The organism is Gluconobacter thailandicus F149-1 = NBRC 100600, from assembly GCF_000964465.1.
Lineage (GTDB): Bacteria > Pseudomonadota > Alphaproteobacteria > Acetobacterales > Acetobacteraceae > Gluconobacter > Gluconobacter thailandicus.
In genome coordinates, this window is record NZ_BANH01000069.1 from 21244 (window position 1) to 41200 (window position 19957).

16 protein-coding genes are annotated in these 19957 nt (G+C 57.7%); 11 read left to right on the forward strand and 5 right to left on the reverse strand.

The genetic code is table 11. The annotated features are described in order from the left end of the window. Positions 1–6: 6 nt before the first annotated feature. A complete protein-coding gene (locus B7444_RS14210) occupies positions 7–1938 on the forward strand; it encodes a CocE/NonD family hydrolase (protein ID WP_007282009.1) in 1932 nt (643 codons plus the stop codon). A 51-nt stretch (positions 1939–1989) separates the two neighbouring features. Then, positions 1990–2532, forward strand: a complete 543-nt coding sequence (gene msrA / locus B7444_RS14215) for a peptide-methionine (S)-S-oxide reductase MsrA (protein WP_007282010.1) — start codon at positions 1990–1992, stop codon at positions 2530–2532. A 4-nt stretch (positions 2533–2536) separates the two neighbouring features. On the opposite strand, the gene B7444_RS14220 is transcribed toward msrA, so the two are convergent. The 5 genes from B7444_RS14220 to B7444_RS14240 form a co-directional block, all read right to left on the reverse strand. Beyond that, a complete protein-coding gene (locus tag B7444_RS14220; RefSeq protein ID WP_007282011.1) occupies positions 2537–3850 on the reverse strand; it encodes an ABC transporter ATP-binding protein in 1314 nt (437 codons plus the stop codon). Next, the gene (locus tag B7444_RS14225; protein ID WP_007282012.1) at positions 3847–5493 is read right to left on the reverse strand and encodes an ABC transporter permease subunit; all 1647 of its coding nucleotides are present in this window, start codon (positions 5491–5493) and stop codon (positions 3847–3849) included. The genes B7444_RS14220 and B7444_RS14225 overlap by 4 nt, the downstream gene beginning before the upstream one ends. A gap of 90 nt (positions 5494–5583) precedes the next feature. Then, positions 5584–6039 (reverse strand): dUTP diphosphatase, encoded by a 456-nt coding sequence (dut, locus tag B7444_RS14230; RefSeq protein WP_007282013.1) that lies wholly within the window; start codon positions 6037–6039, stop codon positions 5584–5586. Between the two features lie 23 nt (positions 6040–6062). Then, the gene (gene coaBC / locus B7444_RS14235; RefSeq protein ID WP_007282014.1) at positions 6063–7253 is read right to left on the reverse strand and encodes a bifunctional phosphopantothenoylcysteine decarboxylase/phosphopantothenate--cysteine ligase CoaBC; all 1191 of its coding nucleotides are present in this window, start codon (positions 7251–7253) and stop codon (positions 6063–6065) included. Between the two features lie 3 nt (positions 7254–7256). Next, entirely contained in the window at positions 7257–8045 is a 789-nt protein-coding gene (locus B7444_RS14240; RefSeq protein ID WP_035729001.1) for a class I SAM-dependent methyltransferase, read from the reverse strand. 30 nt (positions 8046–8075) lie between these two features. Between B7444_RS14240 and mutM the strand changes: the two genes are divergently transcribed. From mutM to glmS, 9 genes are all read left to right on the forward strand, one after another. After that, positions 8076–8909: a bifunctional DNA-formamidopyrimidine glycosylase/DNA-(apurinic or apyrimidinic site) lyase gene (gene mutM / locus B7444_RS14245; RefSeq protein WP_035729004.1), complete on the forward strand. Its 834-nt coding sequence runs from the start codon at positions 8076–8078 to the stop codon at positions 8907–8909. Positions 8910–9033: 124 nt separating this feature from the next. After that, positions 9034–9303: a 30S ribosomal protein S20 gene (gene rpsT, locus B7444_RS14250; RefSeq protein WP_007282017.1), complete on the forward strand. Its 270-nt coding sequence runs from the start codon at positions 9034–9036 to the stop codon at positions 9301–9303. A 315-nt stretch (positions 9304–9618) separates the two neighbouring features. After that, the gene (dnaA, locus tag B7444_RS14260) at positions 9619–11034 is read left to right on the forward strand and encodes a chromosomal replication initiator protein DnaA (protein WP_007282019.1); all 1416 of its coding nucleotides are present in this window, start codon (positions 9619–9621) and stop codon (positions 11032–11034) included. A 97-nt stretch (positions 11035–11131) separates the two neighbouring features. Beyond that, positions 11132–12256: a DNA polymerase III subunit beta gene (gene dnaN, locus B7444_RS14265; protein ID WP_007282020.1), complete on the forward strand. Its 1125-nt coding sequence runs from the start codon at positions 11132–11134 to the stop codon at positions 12254–12256. Between the two features lie 10 nt (positions 12257–12266). Further along, positions 12267–13370 (forward strand): DNA replication/repair protein RecF, encoded by a 1104-nt coding sequence (recF, locus tag B7444_RS14270; RefSeq protein ID WP_007282021.1) that lies wholly within the window; start codon positions 12267–12269, stop codon positions 13368–13370. Positions 13371–13453: 83 nt separating this feature from the next. Then, complete coding sequence (gene gyrB, locus B7444_RS14275; RefSeq protein WP_007282022.1) at positions 13454–15898, forward strand: DNA topoisomerase (ATP-hydrolyzing) subunit B; 2445 nt, start codon at positions 13454–13456, stop codon at positions 15896–15898. Further along, entirely contained in the window at positions 15888–16712 is an 825-nt protein-coding gene (locus tag B7444_RS14280; protein ID WP_007282023.1) for a DUF3108 domain-containing protein, read from the forward strand. The genes gyrB and B7444_RS14280 overlap by 11 nt, the downstream gene beginning before the upstream one ends. A 77-nt stretch (positions 16713–16789) precedes the next feature. Then, positions 16790–18124 (forward strand): bifunctional UDP-N-acetylglucosamine diphosphorylase/glucosamine-1-phosphate N-acetyltransferase GlmU, encoded by a 1335-nt coding sequence (gene glmU, locus B7444_RS14285; RefSeq protein WP_007282024.1) that lies wholly within the window; start codon positions 16790–16792, stop codon positions 18122–18124. Next, a complete protein-coding gene (gene glmS, locus B7444_RS14290; RefSeq protein ID WP_007282025.1) occupies positions 18124–19950 on the forward strand; it encodes a glutamine--fructose-6-phosphate transaminase (isomerizing) in 1827 nt (608 codons plus the stop codon). The genes glmU and glmS overlap by 1 nt, the downstream gene beginning before the upstream one ends. Positions 19951–19957 lie beyond the last annotated feature (7 nt).

The window sequence follows — 19957 nt, forward strand, 5'->3', positions numbered from 1 at the left end:
CCTTTTGTGAAACGTTATCTTCTCAGCCTTGGAACGGCTCTTTCCCTCGCATGCATCCCTGCCGCACTGGCTGCTCCAGCATCTGCTGGACCGGCCGTAACGCCAGACATGATCCAGACCGGAAACGACATTCCAGTTCATGCCGCCCTGCCAACTGATCAGCAGGATTACATCAAGCGTGACGTCATGATTCCCATGCGGGATGGCGTGAAGCTCCATACCGTGATTGTCATCCCCAAGGGAGCACAAAACGCACCAATTCTACTCACACGGACACCTTATCATGCCAGTGAGCGCCTGAACCGCATTCCCAACGCACCGACCATGCGTGAGATCTGCCCTCAGGGGGACGGCGTCTTCGTCGAGGAAGGCTATATCCGCGTTTTCCAGGATATTCGCGGAAAGTATGGGTCTGAGGGCGACTACATTATGACCCGGCCGCCCATGGGGCCGCTCAACCCGACCAAGACGGACGACACCACCGATGCGTGGGACACGATCGACTGGCTGGTAAAGAATCTGCACGAAAGCAATGGCCGCGTTGGCATGACGGGTTCATCCTATGAAGGCTGGACCGTCGTGATGGCGCTGCTGGACCCGCATCCGGCCCTCAAGGTCGCCGCTCCGGAAAGTCCCATGGTGGATGGCTGGATGGGTGACGACTGGTTCCATTACGGCGCATTCCGTCAACCTGGCCTCGACTACTTCACCATGCAGATGAGCGAAGCCGGCGAGGGACCGACCATTCCCCGTCCGGATGCAGACGATTACACCAACTTCCTGCTTGCAGGCTCTACAGGCGCCTTTGCGGCGAAAGCAGGCCTGAACCAGTATCCCTGGTGGAACCGCCTGAAAGCGCATCCAGCCTACGACGCATTCTGGCAGGAACAGGCTCTCGACCAGATTATCGTCCGCAAGCCCCTGAAGGTCCCAACAATCTGGGAGCAGGGCCTCTGGGATCAGGAAGACATGTGGGGGGCGATCCATTCCTGGATGAACCTCAAAGCGCATCACACGCAGGTCCCGAACGTTCTCGTCATGGGGCCATGGCGGCATAGTGGCGTCAATTATGACGGCTCTACGCTCGGCCCGCTTCACTTCGAAGGCGACACCGCCCTCTGGTACCGCTCCAATGTCATGCGCCCGTTCTTTGATCACTATCTGAAAGACGGCGCTGATCCGCATCTTGATGAAGCGATCATCTACAACACGGGTGAAAACCACTGGGATCATTTCCGCAACTGGCTTGGGGACTGTGACACGACCTGCATGATGCGGGGCGAGCGCCTCTACCTTCAGCCTGATCACGGCCTGTCTTTCAAGCGGACATTACCGGGAACGGATGCCTACATCTCCGATCCGGCGCATCCGGTTCCATTCATGCCGCGCCCTTACACAGCCAACGATCCACGCTGGAAACCCTGGCTGGTCACAGATCAGCGTTTTGCAGAAAGCCGCCCGGACGTTCTGACTTACGAGACACCCGTCCTTGATGCGCCCGTCCGTGTTTCTGGCGTTCCAACCGCTGACATTTTCGCCTCCACCACGGGCACGGATGCAGACTGGGTTGTGAAAATCATCGACGTTCAGCCCGGCGTCACACCGGATCGACCGGAGATGGGAGGCTATGAGCTGCCGGTCTCCATGGATATTTTCCGTGGCCGTTACCGCAATGACTTTGCCCACCCGTCCGCCATTCCGGCAGGGCAGGTTCAGGAATACAAGTTCACGCTGCCAGCCGTGAACCACGTGTTCCAGAAGGGGCATCGCATCATGGTCCAGATCCAGTCGAGCTGGTTCCCGCTCTATGACCGCAACCCGCAGACCTATGTGCAGAATATTTTCGATGCCAAGCCATCGGACTACCACACCGCCACGCAGACCATTCATCGGGGCGGAAACGCTGCCAGCGCGGTCTGGCTGCCGGTCGTGAAATAAGGACGGCGCCTCCCTATATGGGGAGGCTTACCTCCTCAGGAGATCCAGTTCATGAGCACACAGTCTTCCATTCTTCTTGGTGCAGGCTGCTTCTGGTGCGTGGAGGCCGTCTTTACCGGCCTTCGTGGCATTATTTCGGCTGATCCAGGGTACGCAGGAGGCCAGGTCGACAACCCGTCCTATGAGGCTGTTTGCACTGGCAATACCGGTCATGCGGAAGTCGTGAAGGTCGTTTTCGACCCTGAAGAGATTTCCCTGCATGATATTCTGCGCGTCTTTTTCACGACCCATGATCCGACGCAGCTCAATCGTCAGGGTAATGACATCGGCACACAATACCGGTCTGTCATTTTCGGGGATGAAGAGCAGCAGCGAGTTGCCCAGGCCGTAAAGGATGAAATCACCGCGGAACAGATCTGGCCTGCGCCAATTGTCACGAGCATCGAAGGCCCGGCCCATTTCTGGCGTGCCGAGGAAAAACACCTCGATTATTTTGCCCGCAATCCGGAAACGGCCTACTGCGCAGCCGTCGTAGCGCCAAAGGTCGCCAAGGCCCGTAAACTGTACCGGGATCGCCTGAAGACCCCGGCCTGAAACCTTACTCTTCGGTTTCCAGATGGAAGCGGTCTGACTCTTCATCATAATCGAAGAGTTCCGCGTACCGTGCCCAGCCGATCGCTGTCGTCAGCGTCTGCTGGGCATAATCAGGCGACATGTTTTCTTCCAGTGCTTTTCGGAAGCGATTGGCGTCCACGACATGATTGGGACGCTCATCAAGCGTGCTGCGGATAACACGGAGCAGGGGCAGGTAATGCAAAAGCGCCGTCCGCATGATGTCACGGCGGGCATCCGCATCCCCTTCGACAAAAGACCGCCCGTCATTTGTCAGAAGAATGTCGCCATCTTCGAGTTCCGCAAGTTCCAGAAGCTGTAACGATTCACCCAGCGACAGCAGATCGTCGAGCGTCATCTGCAGACGCTGCGCCAACTCGGGGAGATCCGCACGCCCGGACAGGGGCGCACCATTCAGCACCTCCATCAACCCGACGAGAACTTCCACCTGAAGATCAGGCAGCACAATGGAGAGCGGAGGAAGCGCTGCAGGAGACAGCCCGACCGTTGTATCCACCTCAGAGACGATCGGCGCGCGGCGGGTCATCAACGTGTAGATCTGATCCACAAACCGGCGGAAATCCGCGTCTTCACGGTTCCGCGGATGGGGGAAGGGCACATTGATCTCGTGCGTTACCCGGCCAGGACTGGAAGAGAAAATCAGAATCCGGTCACACATCAGCACGGCTTCCTCGATGCCATGCGTCGCAAGCAGCATGGCATGAAGGGACGACAGCCGCTTTTCAGCCCAGAGTTCGATCAGATCCGTGCGCAGATTTTCCGCACTCAGAACATCCAGAGCAGAAAAAGGCTCATCAAGCAGAAGCAGGGACGGCTGGAGCGCCAGAGCCCTTGCAAGAGATGCGCGCTGACTCAGGGCGTCTGACAGTTCCTTGGGGTAAGCGTTCTCATACCCTTCAAGCCCCATAACCGCGATCGCCGCACTGGCCTGACTCTCACGGTCCGCCCGCGGCAGGCGACGCGCCTCAAGACCAAGAAGAACGTTCTGTCGAAGGGTCAGCCATGGAAAGAGCGCTCCGGACTGAAAGACCGTCGCAACCCCATCAAGAGGCCCATTGACTGGTTTTCCCTGCCAGAAAACCTTTCCCTTCACAGCCGGCATCAAACCGGACATGACGCGCAAAAGGGACGATTTTCCGGAGCCGGAGCGCCCAAGCAGACCAAGAATTTCTCCGGCACGGACATCAAAGCTGACCTGATCGAAAACAACGAGATCAGCATTGCTGTCTTTCAGATAGGTCTGACGGCAGTCCTGGAGGCTGAGCAGGGTTCGGGTCATTGGATCGCGTATTTCTGGGCGGCATGAACCGCAAGGGGCTGAAGAACGAGACGGTCCAGCAACATGGACAAAAGCGTGAGAAGCATGAGGACAACAACCTGCGCCGCGATTTGCCCCTGAAGCATATCGGCCAGCAACGTTGCCCCCAGACCGGTGTCTGACGGCACAAACGCCTCTGCAATCATGACTGCATCCCAGATCGGGACGGCTGCCAGCAGAAGTCCACCACACAGGTCAGGTGCCACAGCAGGAAGGATAAGCCGTTTCCAGAGCAGCACCCCTTTGAGGCGCAGACCACGTGCGACCTGACGGAATGGCCCTGGAATAGCCTGCATGGCGTCCAGAACGGTTCCTCCGGTCAGCCAGTGCGCACCGATGAACAGCAGAACCGCTGCCGGAATAATGTCGACCTCACGGAAGAGAGGATAAAAAAGGACAGCCGGGAAAAGCCCACCTGCAAGCACGAGCAGTCTTGCTGCCCGAAACACACGCTCGCTGGCATCAAAAAAGAACAGTGCCAGAGGCAGCCAGAGCAGTCCGCACAGCACCAACGCTCCACAGACATGCGAAAGTGTAAGAATGCTCTCAAGCAGATCATAGGACAGGCGGTCTGTCAGGTGACTTTGCGCAACTGCCAGCCCCAGAAAGAGCAGAGACGCCAGCGGCACAAGCCAGTCGGGCAAAAAAAGCGATGCGTATGACATCGCGGGCGCATGCCGCCGCGCTCGACCCACACGCCAGTTTCCGATCCCTCCGATCAACCTGTGCAGACCTACACTGGCCCCATTCAGGATTGCAGACTCACGCCAGAACTGGAGCATCCAGGACCGTCCCCGACTTTTCTGGGGCTGCGGGCCATCCAGTCTGTAACGCTGTGCCCAACCCATCATCGGCCGCGTCAGACATTGATCGACAATCAGAATCAGCAACACCGCCAGACTGCCAGCGATCAGAAACCACAATGCATGATGCGTTTCGAGCCCGATAAGAGCCTGCGCTCCCAAACCGCCAACATCTTGACACATCAGCAGGGTAGCAAGCCCCTCCACACACAGCAGCCGGAACCACAGCCCCGGCAACGCCTGAGACGCCCGGAATGCCACAAGAGGAATCGCAACCGGCATCTGCAAACGCCAGAAATGCTGCCACCCCGTCATATGAAGGCCGATAGCAACTTCGTTCAATTCGGGAGGGAGCGTTTCTTCAGCATCCAGAATGGCCGTGAGAACACGCCAGATCATGTTAAAGGCAGCCACGATTACGATGGTTGCAAGAGGTGGCAAGACCAGCGCCAGAAGCCCCGTCAGCCCCAGTCCGGGAATGGACCGGGCAACAGACAGCGCGGGAACGAGTAATCTGCGAAAGCCAGGAAACTGACGGGAAAGCCCGGTCAAAGCCAGCGACACGATCACGACCGTGACCAAAGCCAGAAACACATGCAGAAGCGTGAACAGGAGTTCCTGCCAGATGGGGACTGCGGCTCTACCAGGCAGTGGCAGAGAAGCAGGCACCCAGGCTGCCTTTTTCACAAGGAAAAGGCACAGGGCAGCCCCGGCGAACAGAATCGAAAGTTCAATGCCACTCATGCGCTGTCGCCAGCGATGCATGACGCGGATGGGCATGGCCAGAGGGCTGCCCGTCATGATGACCGTTGTCCTCCCGGTTTCAGAGTGACCGAGAGTAAGGAAGGTTCTTCCGGAGGCTCAAGTGTTTTCTGCATATCCCAGAACGTTTCAGTGGCCCGTACTGCCAAAACCACCGGCGCCACGCTCCGTTTCATCCAGAGAAGGAACTTCCTGCCAGCGCAGACGGGACACCGGGGCCAGAACGCCCTGGGCAATCCGTGTGCCACGTTCGATCGTGAAGGCTTCCGTCCCGGCATTCATGACAATGATGCCAATCTCACCACGGTAATCTTCATCGATCGTTCCCGGAGAGTTAGGCAGCGTAATGCCATGCTTCAGAGCCAGACCAGACCGTGGGCGCACCTGAAGCTCGTAAGCTGAGGGAAGGGCGATGCACAGACCGGTCGGGACCAGGGCGCGGCCGCCCGGGGCAATCGTCATCGGGTCAGTGATGGCCGCCACAAAATCGAAGCCGGCAGCCCCGGATGTGGCATAGGACGGAAAAGAAAGCCCTTCTGCATGAGGAAGGCGGGTAATGCGTACATCAATCAGATCGGTCGTCATGACGCTTCTCTTATCCCGGATTTTCAGGCGGTTGAAGACCTGAAGGTTTCGGCAATCCGCTCTGCCAGTTTCCCGGCGACAGCTGACTTGTCCATCTCCGGCCAGGTCTCGATACCACTGCCATCAATCAGACTGACAAGATTTCTGTCCGCCCCAAAAACTCCACGACGGACATCATTGGCAACCAGCCAGTCACAACCCTTTCGCTGACGCTTGGCCAACGCATTTTCCCGAACATCGTCCGTTTCCGCCGCAAAGCCGACAACCAGCCTCGGGCGTCTGGCATGATGGCACAGCGTTGCCAGAATATCCGGGTTCTCAACAAGATTAAGAGCTGGAGGGCCATCGCCCGTCTTCTTGATCTTACGTCCAGCCGGAACACTGGCGCGCCAGTCACTGACGGCAGCCGTACACACGGCAATATCTGCGGGAAGCGCCTGTTCACAAGCGGCCAGCATCTCCTCCGCAGTCTGGACCTTCACGCAGGTCACCCCCCTGGGCGCAGGAATGGAGACAGGCCCACTAACAAGCGTGACCCGCGCGCCCAGGGCCGCAAGGGCTTCTGCAATGGCATAACCCTGCTTGCCAGACGAATGATTGGAGATGAAACGAACAGGATCGAGAGGCTCAACAGTTGGCCCAGCCGTCACAAGAGCATGACGCCCGACCAGAGACTGCTCTGACGTCAGAGCAGTCACAATAGCGTCCCTCAGTACGTCAGGCTGGCTCAGACGGCCCGGTCCGAACTCACCACAGGCCATGCTGCCCTCATCCGGCCCGACCACCTGCACACCACGTTGCCGAAGAAGCGTCAGATTGGCCTGCGTGGCCGGATGCTCCCACATGCGCACATTCATCGCAGGAGCAAGCAGGATGGGCGTTGTGGTTGCCAGAAGCAGCGTGGTGGCCAGATCATCCGCCAGACCGTGCGCCATACGAGCCATAAGATTGGCTGTAGCAGGACAGACCACAACCAGATCCGCGCTCCGCGCAAGCGCGATATGACCAATCTCACTCTCCTGTGTGGGCGCAAAAAGCGCGTCATGCACGCGCTCCCCGGACAGGGCTTCCAGACTAAGTGGCGTAATGAACGCCTTTGCCGCGTCTGTCATGACCGGGGCGACGGCAATATTGTCAGCCTTCAGAAGACGCACGAGTTCGAGCGCCCGGTAAGCTGCAATACCTCCACCAACAATCAGCAGAACACGGCGCATGACTTACAGGCGCCAGCCGGAATGGATCGCAGCGATACCGCCTGAAAGGTTCCGGTACTGAACACGCTCAAGACCCGCATCGCGCATCATCTGGGCGAGCGTTTCCTGATCCGGGAACATACGAATGCTTTCCGCCAGATACTGGTAGCTCTCCGCATCCTTTGCGATCAGCTGACCCATCTTCGGCAGAACCTTGAAAGACCACGTGTCATAAACCGGTGACAGAGCGGCAATTTCCACGCGGGAGAATTCAAGACAGAAGAAACGTCCACCCGGCTTCAGCACGCGGCGCGCCTCACGGAGGACTGCATCCTTGTCCGTGCAATTCCGCAAACCAAAGGCAATCGTCACGCGGTCAACGGAACAGTCGGGCAGGGGAATCGCTTCTGCATCAACAACACAGACTTCGATCTGGCCGATCAGCCCGGCTTTGATAGCGCGGTCCCGCCCCACGGAAAGCATGGCAGAATTAATGTCTGACAGGATGGCCGGACCGCCACCAGCGCGCAGCCAGCCAAATGTGATGTCACCCGTTCCACCCGCCAGATCCAGCAGCTTCATGTTGGGACGCGCACCGAGCATACCCACAAAAATCCGCTTCCAGACGCGATGAATGCCCAGCGACATGACATCGTTCATGATGTCATACTTGCCAGCGACGCTCTCAAACACCTCCCTGACCATGGTCTTCTTCTGGTTCCGCGGAACATTGCGGTAACCAAAATCCGTGGTGTCTCCGGTCTGTTCGGAAGACGGGAAGGGCGGGACGTTATGTTCAGCGCTATCGGTCATGGGGCAATCGATATATCTTTGTGACCAGTCATGCCAGAGCTTCCAGAAGTCGAAACCGTCATGCGTGGGTTCCGCACTGCCTTTGAAGGGCAGAGGATCCGTCACGTTACCGTCAACCGCCCAGACCTCAGATGGCCATTTCCCTTGGATCTCCGGGAACGGCTGGAAGGGCAGGAGGTGCTCTCCTTTCATCGTCGTGCGAAGTATATTCTCATGCGCGTCGGGAATGGCATGAGCATGATGCTGCATCTCGGAATGTCCGGCCGGCTGCTCCTCGGACAGTCTGGTATGAACACGACTCCACCCAGACATGAACATCTGGTGCTGGAGACGGAAAACGAAGCGCGTGCGGGCCTCGTGGACCCCCGCCGGTTCGGGATGGTGGATCTTGTCCCAACAGATCACGAAGACACCCACCGCCTTCTGAGCGGTCTCGGAATCGAGCCACTATCAGACAAAATGACGGGTCCATATCTGCACAGCCTCATGCAGAGCCGACGCACGCCAATCAAGACAGCCTTACTGGATCAGCGACTGATCGTTGGCCTTGGCAATATTTATGTCTGTGAAGCACTCTTCCGCAGCCATATCCACCCCACACGCGCGGCAACATCCATCACGCTACAGGAAGCGAACAGGCTCGCTACGTTCATAAGAGCCATTCTGACAGAGGCCATCGCGTCTGGAGGGTCGTCTTTAAGAGACTATGTTCAGGCGGATGGCACAAAGGGAGGCTTTCAGGACCTGCACCTTGTTTATGGACGGGAAGGGGAGCCATGTTCATACTGCGCAACAGGCTATACTGTCTCGCGCATCACACAGTCAGGCCGATCCACGTTCTACTGCGCGAACTGCCAGAAATAAGGGCTGCTTATACCGAGCGCCCAGTGTGTATAAAATGTGTAAAACGCTTGACGTCCCCGTTCATGACGGGTAGAGGGCGCCAATCATTTTCCGCGACAAGACCGCTAACTGAACCGAAAGATCCATGGCAAATACAGCTTCTGCCCGTAAGCGCATCCGTCAGAACGAACGCCGCCGCGAGCGCAACGTGGCCCGTATGTCCCGTATGCGTACCTTCATCAAGAAGGTCGAACAGGCCATCCAGTCCGGCGACAAGACGGCTGCTGCCGAGGCCTACAAGGTTGCACAGCCTGAGATGCAGCGCGCTGCCGGCAAGGGCGTGATTGCAAAGAACACGATCAGCCGCAAGCTGTCCCGTCTGTCTGCTCGCATCAAGGCTCTGGCAACCGCCTGAGCCCCTTTGCAGGGTACGAACTGAAGAACGCGCTCCTGGAAGGGAGCGCGTTCTTTTTTGACTATACTGCAACACCTTACCTCGGCATCTCTGAACCTTTCGTGTTCCAGCTTGCTTCGGTCTGGTCAGAAGCCTATCCTTCCAGATCAAGCTCAGTGCCAGAGGCTCTGTTTTCTCCGGAAAGCGTCAGCTTTTTTGAAGCGCCATACAATCCTGCGTGGCTGCTTCCCGTTGAAGACGTATCTACCCTGCGTGCAGGGAACCATGACAGACGCCCCTCCGTATTCGGGGCAGAAATGAAAGGGGGTACCATAGGTGGAAAACGCTCAGTATCTGGACGCCAGCGCCTCCGCCCCCGGCTCGGCGAGCCTTTTGGAAGCCTCCTGGCACAAAGTTCGTGAGAAGCTGAAGGGCGAAGTCGGCGAAGTCGAATATCGTACATGGCTTCGTCAGATCGTTCTGGGCCCGATCGAGGATGGTGAACTCATCCTGTATCTACCGAGCCGATTCCTTCGGGACTGGGTTCGCAGTCAGTACGAAGAACGCCTTCAGACGCTGTGGCGTACCGAGCGCGCGGATGTGCAAGGTATTGAACTCCAGGTCAAACGTGGCCTGCCCGAAGCTCCCCCCTCCGCCGATATCGAGAGCGACAGCGCCGTCGAAGAAGTCACTGCCCAGGTTGCGGTCAGTCACGAAGTTCGCAGCGATCTTGCCGTCCCTCTGGACCCGCGCTTCTCCTTCGACAGCTTCGTTGTGGGCAAGCCAAACGAATTTGCGTATGCCTGTGCACGGCGCGTGGCTGAAAAGCCATCCAGTCCGGGCTTTAACCCGCTTTTCCTTTACGGCGGGGTCGGTCTTGGCAAAACGCATCTCATGCATGCCATCGGCTCGGAACTGACAAAAACCGGCAACGTCTCGGTTGCCTACATGTCAGCCGAGAAGTTCATGTACCGCTTCATTGCGGCTATCCGCTCCCAGTCGACCATGGAGTTCAAGGAACAGCTGCGTTCCGTGGACGTGCTGATGATTGACGATCTTCAGTTCCTGATCGGCAAAGACAATACGCAGGAAGAATTCTTCCATACGTTTAACGCTCTGGTGGATGCCGGACGCCAGATCATTGTCAGCGCAGACAAGAGCCCGTCTGATCTATCAGGCCTTGAAGATCGCCTGAGAACACGCCTCGGCTGTGGCATGATTGCGGATATCCACGCCACAACCTTTGAGCTGCGTATTTCCATTCTGGAAGCCAAGGCCAAGGCCTCCGGCACACATGTTCCGTCCAAAGTGCTGGAATATCTGGCACACAAGATCACGACAAACGTTCGTGAGCTTGAAGGCGCACTGAATCGCCTGATTGCCCATGCCGATCTGGTCGGTCGCCCTGTCACCCTGGATACGACCCAGGATGTCCTCAAGGACATGCTGAAGGCTCATGACCGCCGCGTGACGATCGAGGAGATCCAGCGCAAGGTTGCGGAACACTGGAATATCCGCCTGACGGACATGTCTTCCGCGCGCCGTGCGCGGGCTGTAGCCCGTCCACGTCAGGTCGCCATGTTCCTCGCCAAGCAGTTGACCAGTCGATCCCTTCCGGAAATCGGACGCAAATTCGGCAACCGCGATCATACGACCGTCATGCACGCCGTGAATCGCGTTGCAGAACTGATGGAGCAGGATACGTCTTTTGCCGAAGACGTCGAACTGATGCGCCGGATGCTTGAGGGCTGAGTAGGGACGACAACCCGCTATCGGTACCTTTCACCGCAAGCGGGTGTCTGCTAAGAAACGGCAAAACTTAAAGATTGCCGACCCAGGGAAAAAAACGATGAAATTCAAGGTTGACCGCACCCTGCTGCAACGGGCCCTGGCGCATATTCATGGCGTTGCAGAAAAGCGGAACACCATTCCCATCCTGGCGAACGTCCTGCTGTCCTACGAAGGTGACATCCTTCGCCTGACAGCCACGGATATGGAAATTGCCGTCGTCGAAGATATCGCAGCCACAGGTGAGCGCCTCGGCTCCACCACAGTGCCTGCTGCCGTGCTTTTCGAAATCGTCCGCAAGCTGCCAGATGGCGTGGAAATCGAGTTCGATCACCCGGAAAGCGATGCTCCGCTCGCTCTGCGGGCAGGACGTTACGCAACAAGCCTCAACGTGCTGCCAGTAGATGATTTCCCCGCCATGGTCGCCGGAGATCTGCCGCATCGTTTCCGCATCCCGGCTGCAACGCTGCGTGGCCTGATCGACCGAACGAAGTTTGCAATTTCCAACGAGGAAACACGCTACTACCTGAACGGTATCTATCTGCACGTTGCGGAAGGCGGCACATTCCCGATGCTGCGCGCTGTCGCGACGGACGGTCACCGTCTGGCGCGCGTAGAGACTGAACTGCCAGAAGGCGCCCGTGGCATGCCGGGTGTCATCATTCCTCGCAAAACAGTCGCAGAGCTCCGCAAACTTCTGGATGAAGGTGCGGCCGATCTGGAAGTGTCCCTTTCAGACACCCGCATCCAGTTCCAGGCCGGGCCTGTCCTGCTGACGTCCAAGCTGATTGACGGTACGTTCCCCGAATATGAGCGCGTCATTCCCAAGGGTAATGACCGCATTCTTCGCATCACGAAGAAAGACTTCGCCGCCGCCGTCGGTCGCGTTGCAGCCATCAGTCAGGAGCGTTCGCGCCCGGTAAAGCTGTCGGTCACGCACAACATGCTGACACTTTCCGCCATCAGCCCCGATCAGGGAGTGGCGCACGAGGAACTGGACGACAGCACGGTAACGTATGACGCGCCGCCTATCGAAATCGGTTTCCAGGCCCGTTATCTGACGGACATCACGGACCAGATCGACGTCGAGGTTGAGTTTGCCTTCGCAGACAGCTCTGCTCCGACGCTGGTGCGTGACACGGCATCCCCATCCGCCCTGTACGTTCTGATGCCGATGCGGGTCTGATTGGTCCGCATTGAGACTGACGCGCCTTGCCCTGACGGATTTCCGGAACTACCGGCATTCCGTCTGGAAGCCTGAGACAAACATCTCCATCCTGACGGGCCAGAACGGCTCAGGAAAAACAAACCTGCTGGAAGCTATCTCGCTTCTAGCCCCGGGGCGCGGCCTACGGAGCGCCCCTCTTCAGGCGTTATGCCGCACAGATGCCCGTCAATGGGGCGTTGCCGCCACACTGACCCACGGTATTGACCAGACCCTACTGGGCACGGGGGCCGACCTCTCCGAAAAAAGCAGACGGTCCTTCAGACTGGATGGCGTTGCCGTTCGATCTCAGGCCGAGATCGCGCAGGTTTTTTCCTGCGTCTGGCTGACGCCACAGATGGATCGACTTTTCCTGGAAGGGGCCAGCGGGCGCCGACGCTTTCTTGATCGTCTCGTCATGGCGCTTTCCTCGGATCACGCCCGGCAGATGGCTGCGCATGAGCGATCCGTTTCCAGCCGAAACCGCGTCCTTGCAGATCGTCCGGACGAGAATTTATGGCTCGCCTCTCTGGAAGATTCCATCGCCCGCCACGCAGTTGCAGCCTCTGCGGCACGTCTGTCCCTTGTGGAGAGCATGAACGCACAGCCTTTTGCCAGTGCCGATTTTCCTCAAAGTGTCCTGCACCTGGACTGTGAGATTTCCCAGCAACTTGCAAACGGTCCAGCCCTAAAGGTGGAGGATTGGCTACGAGCAAAACTGCGTGACAGCCGAGGGGAAGACCGCGTTCGCGGCAGTACGTCTTTCGGTGCCCACAAGGCGGATTTTCTTCTATCCGATCGCCAAACAGGCCGATCTGCTGAGCTTTCCAGTAGCGGGCAGCAGAAAGCCATGTTGATCGGCGTCGTCCTGTGTCATGCTGCATTAATCGAGCAGAGCAGGGGCGACGCACCTGCCATTCTTCTGGATGAACCACTCCTTCACCTGGATGAGCCCCGCCGTGATGCGCTGCTCGCCAGTCTTGCAAACATTGAAACGCCCATCCTACTGACCGGGACGGATACTGCGCCCTTTTCAGCCCTCAACGGAAAAGCCGGATTTTTCAATGTTCAGGATGGCCATATCCGACCCGCCTGACCCAGGCGCTCTGGCCTCACCGGCTTCGACGCGCTATAATTGAGACAATAGTTTTTCAGAGTTCCACGGAGACCGCCTCGCGCATGTCAGAGACCCAGAACCAGCCGGAGATTCCAGGCGCAGACGGTGACGATTACGGCGCCTCCTCGATCTCGGTACTGAAGGGACTGGACGCTGTCCGTAAACGCCCTGGCATGTATATCGGTGACACGGATGATGGCTCCGGCCTTCATCACATGGTGTTCGAAATCATCGATAATGCCGTTGACGAAGCCCAGGCCGGACACGCCACCCGCTGCATCCTGACGCTGAACGGAGACGGCTCCGTTTCCGTACGCGATGACGGACGTGGCATCCCAACAGACATGCATCCCGAAGAGGGGATCAGTGCTGCGGAAGTCGTACTGACCAAGCTCCATGCGGGCGGCAAGTTCAACCAGAATTCCTACAAGGTTTCTGGCGGTCTCCACGGTGTGGGTGCGGCTGTTGTGAATGCGCTGTCCGAGTGGATGGAAGTTCGCATCTGGCGTAACGGGCTCGAGCATAAAATCCGCTTCCAGCACGGTGAGCGCGACGAAGCCCTGAGCGTTGTCGGCCCATCTGACGAACCGCGCGGCACGCTTGTCACATTCAAGCCCAGCAAGCAGACCTTTACCAAGGTAGAGTTTGAATTCTCCATTCTGGAACGTCGCGTTCGCGAACTGGCCTTCCTGAATTCCGGAATGGAAATCATTCTACGTGATGAACGTCATGCCGAGAGCAAGGAAGTCCGCTTCTTTTACGAAGGTGGCCTGAGCGCGTTTGCTGAGTGGCTTGATTCGTCCAAAACGTCTATTGTAACGCCACCGATCACAGGCGCGATCGACCACACCGAAAGTGGTATCCGCGTTGAGTTTGCCTTGACGTGGAACGACAGCTACCACGAAACGATGCTGTGCTTCACAAACAATATCCCCCAGCGGGATGGCGGCACACATCTGGCAGGCTTCCGTCAGGCCCTGACCCGCGTGGTCGGCAAGTATGCTGAAAGCGTTTCCAAGCGTGAATCTGGCTCCCTGACGGGCGAAGACATGCGTGAAGGCATGACGGCAATCCTTTCCGTCAAGGTTCCTGATCCAAAGTTCTCGTCCCAAACGAAGGACAAGCTGGTCTCGTCCGAAGTTCAGCCTGTTGTACATGCCACCGCTGCTGACTCGATTTCACATTGGTTTGAAACGCACCCCAAAGAAGCCAAGGCAATCGTCGCCAAGATCATTGATGCTGCCAGCGCCCGTGAAGCTGCGCGTCGTGCCCGTGAACTGACACGCCGTAAGGGTGTGCTGGACGTTTCCTCACTCCCGGGGAAACTGGCGGACTGTCAGGAACGTGATGCTTCCAAGGCCGAAATCTTCATCGTCGAGGGTGACTCCGCAGGTGGCACAGCAAAGCAGGGACGTGATCGTCGTTTCCAAGCCATTCTGCCTCTGCGCGGCAAGATCCTGAACGTCGAGCGTGCACGTTTCGACCGTATGCTGGGTTCTGCGGAAATCGGCACTCTGATTACAGCGCTTGGCACCGGTATCGGGCGCGGCGAGGTGGATCAGGGCGGTTTCTCTGCCGAGAAGCTGCGCTACCACAAGATCGTCATCATGACTGATGCTGACGTCGACGGCTCCCATATCCGTACGCTGCTGCTGACGTTCTTCTTCCGTCAGATGCCTGAACTGATCGAACAGGGTTACCTCTATATCGCCCAACCGCCGCTCTATCGTGCTAAGCGTGGGCAGGAAGAGCGCTATCTGAAGGACGATGCTGCGCTTGAGCAGTATCTGCTCGACAAGGCTCTGGGTAATGCATCCCTGCGTTTTGGAGACAACCTTGAACTGACAGGGGAGGAACTCCGTGAGGAAGTCCGCTTCCTGATCGCTGCAAGCCAGAACCTGAAGAACATCGCGACCAAGATTCCCGTCTGGGTGCTTGAGCAGGCTGCCATTGCACGCGTTCTAGAGCTGGACCCGACCGCCATCAGCGAGCGCATTCCGGACTTCCAGCGCAAACTCGATGAAGCATCTCCCGAAAATGAACGCGGCTGGAAAGTTTCCCTGTCCAGCACTGGTATCGAGTGTGCCCGTTCGGTTCGAGGGGTCAGCGAAATTTACCGTCTTGAACAGACCGTTTTGAAATCTGCTGAAGCACGATGGCTCGCGGCTGAAGGGGAGCGTCTCGCCCGCGACTTCATCACGCCTGCCACTCTCCGTCTTGACCAGACTGAAAGCCGTATGTTTGGTCCTTCCAACGTCATGGACCGGATCTTCGCACAGGGTCGCCGTGGCTTGACGATCAACCGCTTCAAAGGCCTGGGCGAGATGAACGACGAGCAGCTCTGGCACACGACACTCGATCCTTCTACCCGCACCCTGCTTCAGGTGAAGATCGGTGACGTGGAAGATGCGGGACAGGTATTCTCGACCCTGATGGGCGACGTGGTGGAGCCACGGCGCGACTTCATCGTCGGAAATGCCCTGAAGGTGGCTAATCTTGACGTTTAAAGCGCTCCGGGCGCTGGTTGGCGCAGGTTTCCTGCTGCTCGCTGGCGTCTCCACCGCTCATGCAGCAGCCGGTCAGGTCAACACATCCTACGCAGTCTATCTGCGTGGGCTGCATGTGCTTGATGCCGATACTTCCTACCAGATTGAACACTGGGGCTATGGCGGCACCACGCATATCAGGCCGGCAGGGCTGATCAGCTGGTTCGTCACGATGGACATCCGGTCCCGCGTGGAAGGGGACTTTATAGAGGGCGGAAACGTCAAGCCCATCCGCTATGACAGCGGCGGCCTGTCTCGCGGGCAACATCGTCGGGTTCTGCTGACCTATAACGGCAATACTCCACATGTTGATATTCTGGAGCCCATCGAAACAGACCGTGACCCCGTACCGGATAGCGAGCTGCCTCATACCATTGACACTCTGAGCGGCATGGCCCGTCTTCTTGAGACCCTGACGCAGACGGGCCATTGTGATGGGTCTGCTGTTATTTTTGACGGCCTGCGTCTGACGAAAATGACCGTACATGGTCCCACGCAGGTCAATATCCCGCAGACCCACAAGCAGGCCTATTCCGGAACCCCCGCACTCCGTTGCGATTTCATCGGTCAGCAGGTTGCCGGATTTATAAAAGACTCTCCAAATCGCGCAAAGATGGCTATGCCTCAGCCTGGTTCAGCCTGGTTCAAAGATGTTGAAGGTATTGGGCTAGTCCCCGTCCGGATCGAATTCAATCATCCGAAGCTGGGACATGTTACTGTTGTCATGCAGAACCCGCTTCCACCCTCAAAATCAGCGACCACCATTTCGCAATAAATGGCAATCCGAAGTGATGGTGCGTCGCTCAACCATCGTTTGACGAACTGGCGCGGTTTGGATACCCGGGACGGAACATGACCAATACCGCACGCCACACCACAGCCATCATCCTTGCAGCGGGCCTCGGCACGCGCATGAAGTCCCGCCTTCCCAAGGCTTTGCATCGCCTGGGAAACCGCCCCATGATCACGCATCTGATCGAGACTGCCCGCGAAGTCTTTGACGATGTGGTTGTTGTGGTCGGGCCGGATATGCCCGAACTGGAACGCGTCGTTCAGCCTTGCAAAACGGTCGTGCAGGCCGATCGCCTGGGAACGGCACACGCCACCAACATGGCAAAAGACCTGTTCGGTGACGGAGATATTGCCGTCCTGTATGCCGACAATCCCTTAATCACCGCAGAGACAATGCGCAGACTCACAGCAGCTCGTCAGAGCGGGGCAAGTCTCGCACTTCTTGGTATGCGTCCCGCCAATCCGGGTCGTTATGGGCGGATTGTCGAAGAGCAGGGCCGTGTCAGCCGGATCGTCGAATTCAAGGACGCAACCGAAGACGAACGACAGATCACGTTATGCAATGCAGGCGTCATGTGCGCTGGCGCCGACGATTTTCGGACCTGGCTCGCCGCTGTCGACAACAACAATGCACAGGGTGAATATTACCTGACGGACGTCGTTGCCATGGCGGCAGTCCAAGGACCGGTTCAGTGCGTTGAATCTCCCGAGACCGAGCTGGCAGGCGTAAACTCCCGAGCAGAACTGGCACAGGCAGAAGCGACGCTTCAAGCACGCCTGCGGACTGCTGCCATGGAAGCAGGTGTGACGCTTGTCTCTCCTGAAACCACATTCCTCAGCACAGATACGGTTCTGGAACCGGATGTAGTTGTCGAACCGAACGTCTTTTTCGGACCAGGTGTGACAGTTCGCAGCGGCGCGTTGATCCGGGCATTCTCACATCTGGAAGGGTGTACAGTCGGCGAGGGTGCCATGATTGGTCCCTATGCCCGCCTGCGTCCCGGCACGGTCTGCGCCGCAGACACGCATGTTGGAAATTTTGTCGAACTCAAGAACGTCGATCTCGGCCGCGGCGCAAAAGCCAATCACCTGACCTATCTCGGGGACGCCTCCGTCGGCGCTGAAACCAATGTTGGGGCAGGGACCGTGACCTGCAACTACGATGGGTACTTCAAGCATCGGACCATCATTGGTGAACGTAACTTCATCGGGTCGGATTCCATTCTCGTGGCCCCCGTCACGATCGGAGACGACGCACTGATCGCAGCGGGGAGCACCATCACGGAAGATGTTCCTGCTGAGGGTCTCGCATTCGGACGTGCGCGTCAGGTCGTCAAACCGGGCCGCGGCCTCGAAATCAAACAGACCCTTAAAGCCAAGAAGGAGCAGGGCTGATGTGTGGAATTTGTGGCGTTGTAGGCCATCGTCCAGCCACCCCGATCGTCTTCGAAGCACTCCGTCGGCTTGAATATCGCGGTTATGATTCCGCCGGCATCGCGACCCTGTCTGCAGATGGCACGATTGATCGTCGTCGCGCAGCTGGCAAGCTCGATAATCTGGAAGCGATTCTAAAGGCCGAGCCCCTCAGCGGCACAACCGGTATCGGCCACACAAGGTGGGCCACTCACGGCGCACCGACCGAAACCAACGCTCACCCGCACGCTGCAGGCCGCGTAGCCATCGTTCATAACGGGATCATCGAAAACTTCGCCACGCTAAAAACCGAGCTTGAAGCCCAGGGCCGGATCTTCCTGTCCGATACGGATTCAGAGACCGTCGCCCATCTGGTCGATTTCTATCTGGATCAGGGCAAGGCACCTCGCGACGCTGCTTTTGCTGCCATCCAGCGTCTTGAAGGCGCTTATGCGATTGCCATCATCTTTCAGGGCCATGATGGCCTGCTGATTGGCGCACGTCACGGCGCCCCTCTGGCCGTCGGGTATGGCGAAGGCGAGATGTTCCTCGGCTCCGACAGTCTGGCTCTGGCACCTCTGGCAAGCCGTATCACCTATCTGGATGATGGCGACTGGTGCGAACTCACACCCGGTAACGCCATCATTTTCAATGGCGAGGGTCAGGAAGTCAGCCGCCCGATCCAGAACATCGCGTTCATGGCAGGGCAGGTCGGCAAGGACGGCTATCGCCATTACATGGAGAAGGAACTGCACGAGCATCCGGTCGCCATAGGCCAGACGCTTCAACGCATCACAGACCCTGCCTCCAAAACCATCACTTTGCCAAAGATGCCTTTCGATCCGGCTCAGGTTCCTCGCGTCACCATCACTGCGTGCGGTTCTGCGTTCTATGCTGGCATGGTCGGGCGTTATTGGCTTGAATCTCTGGCCCGAGTTCCCGTCGAAATCGATGTGGCCTCCGAAATGCGCTACCGGGACGCGCCTCAGCCTGACAAGGGTGTGGCACTACTGATTTCCCAGTCTGGTGAAACGGCAGATACGCTTGGTGTATTACGCAGCCTCAAAAAGGCCGGGCAGAGTATTGTCTCGGTTCTGAATGTCGAGCACTCAACCATGGGTCGCGAAAGTGACCTTGTTCTCGGCATGGTCGCAGGACCGGAAATCTCGGTCGCTTCCACAAAAGCATTTACAGCCCAACTCTCTGTTCTAGCAGCTCTTTCCATCGATTTCGCCCGTGCTCGCGGGACGATTGACAAGACACGGGAAGAAAGCCTGACCGCTAACCTTCTTGATCTTCCATCCCGTGCAGCCGAAGTTTTCACGCGGGTTGAAGCCATTCAGGCCATGGCACGTGTCATCGCAGAGGCTCGGGATGTGCTGTATCTCGGTCGCGGAATCTGTACGCCGATCGCTTATGAAGGGGCTCTAAAACTTAAGGAAATCAGCTACATCCATGCGGAAGCTTATGCGGCTGGTGAACTGAAACATGGACCCATCAGCCTGATTGACCGGACCGTCCCTGTTGTGGCGATCGCGCCATCCACGATCCTGTTCGACAAGACCCTGTCCAATCTTCAGGAAGCCAAGGCACGCGGAGGCCGTATTCTCGCGTTTACGGATGCGGCGGGAGCCAAACGCCTTGAAGGCATTGCAGAACACATTGTCGTTCTTCCGGACGTAGATGCGTTTGTTGCCCCTATTCTCTATGCGATCCCCGTTCAGATCCTCGCCTACGAGGTCGCTCTCCTGAAGGGTACGGATGTAGATCAGCCTCGCAATCTGGCCAAATCCGTCACGGTGGAATAAGGACATT

Excerpts from the sequence above, each read along its gene's own strand:
- msrA (WP_007282010.1), top strand. The coding sequence starts at position 1,990 with ATGAGCACACAGTCTTCCATTCTTCTTGGTGCAGGCTGCTTCTGGTGC.
- B7444_RS14220 (WP_007282011.1), bottom strand. The coding sequence starts at position 3,850 with ATGACCCGAACCCTGCTCAGCCTCCAGGACTGCCGTCAGACCTATCTG.
- B7444_RS14225 (WP_007282012.1), bottom strand. The coding sequence starts at position 5,493 with ATGACGGGCAGCCCTCTGGCCATGCCCATCCGCGTCATGCATCGCTGG.
- dut (WP_007282013.1), bottom strand. The coding sequence starts at position 6,039 with ATGACGACCGATCTGATTGATGTACGCATTACCCGCCTTCCTCATGCA.
- coaBC (WP_007282014.1), bottom strand. The coding sequence starts at position 7,253 with ATGCGCCGTGTTCTGCTGATTGTTGGTGGAGGTATTGCAGCTTACCGG.
- B7444_RS14240 (WP_035729001.1), bottom strand. The coding sequence starts at position 8,045 with ATGACCGATAGCGCTGAACATAACGTCCCGCCCTTCCCGTCTTCCGAA.
- mutM (WP_035729004.1), top strand. The coding sequence starts at position 8,076 with ATGCCAGAGCTTCCAGAAGTCGAAACCGTCATGCGTGGGTTCCGCACT.
- rpsT (WP_007282017.1), top strand. The coding sequence starts at position 9,034 with ATGGCAAATACAGCTTCTGCCCGTAAGCGCATCCGTCAGAACGAACGC.
- dnaN (WP_007282020.1), top strand. The coding sequence starts at position 11,132 with ATGAAATTCAAGGTTGACCGCACCCTGCTGCAACGGGCCCTGGCGCAT.
- gyrB (WP_007282022.1), top strand. The coding sequence starts at position 13,454 with ATGTCAGAGACCCAGAACCAGCCGGAGATTCCAGGCGCAGACGGTGAC.
- glmU (WP_007282024.1), top strand. The coding sequence starts at position 16,790 with ATGACCAATACCGCACGCCACACCACAGCCATCATCCTTGCAGCGGGC.
- glmS (WP_007282025.1), top strand. The coding sequence starts at position 18,124 with ATGTGTGGAATTTGTGGCGTTGTAGGCCATCGTCCAGCCACCCCGATC.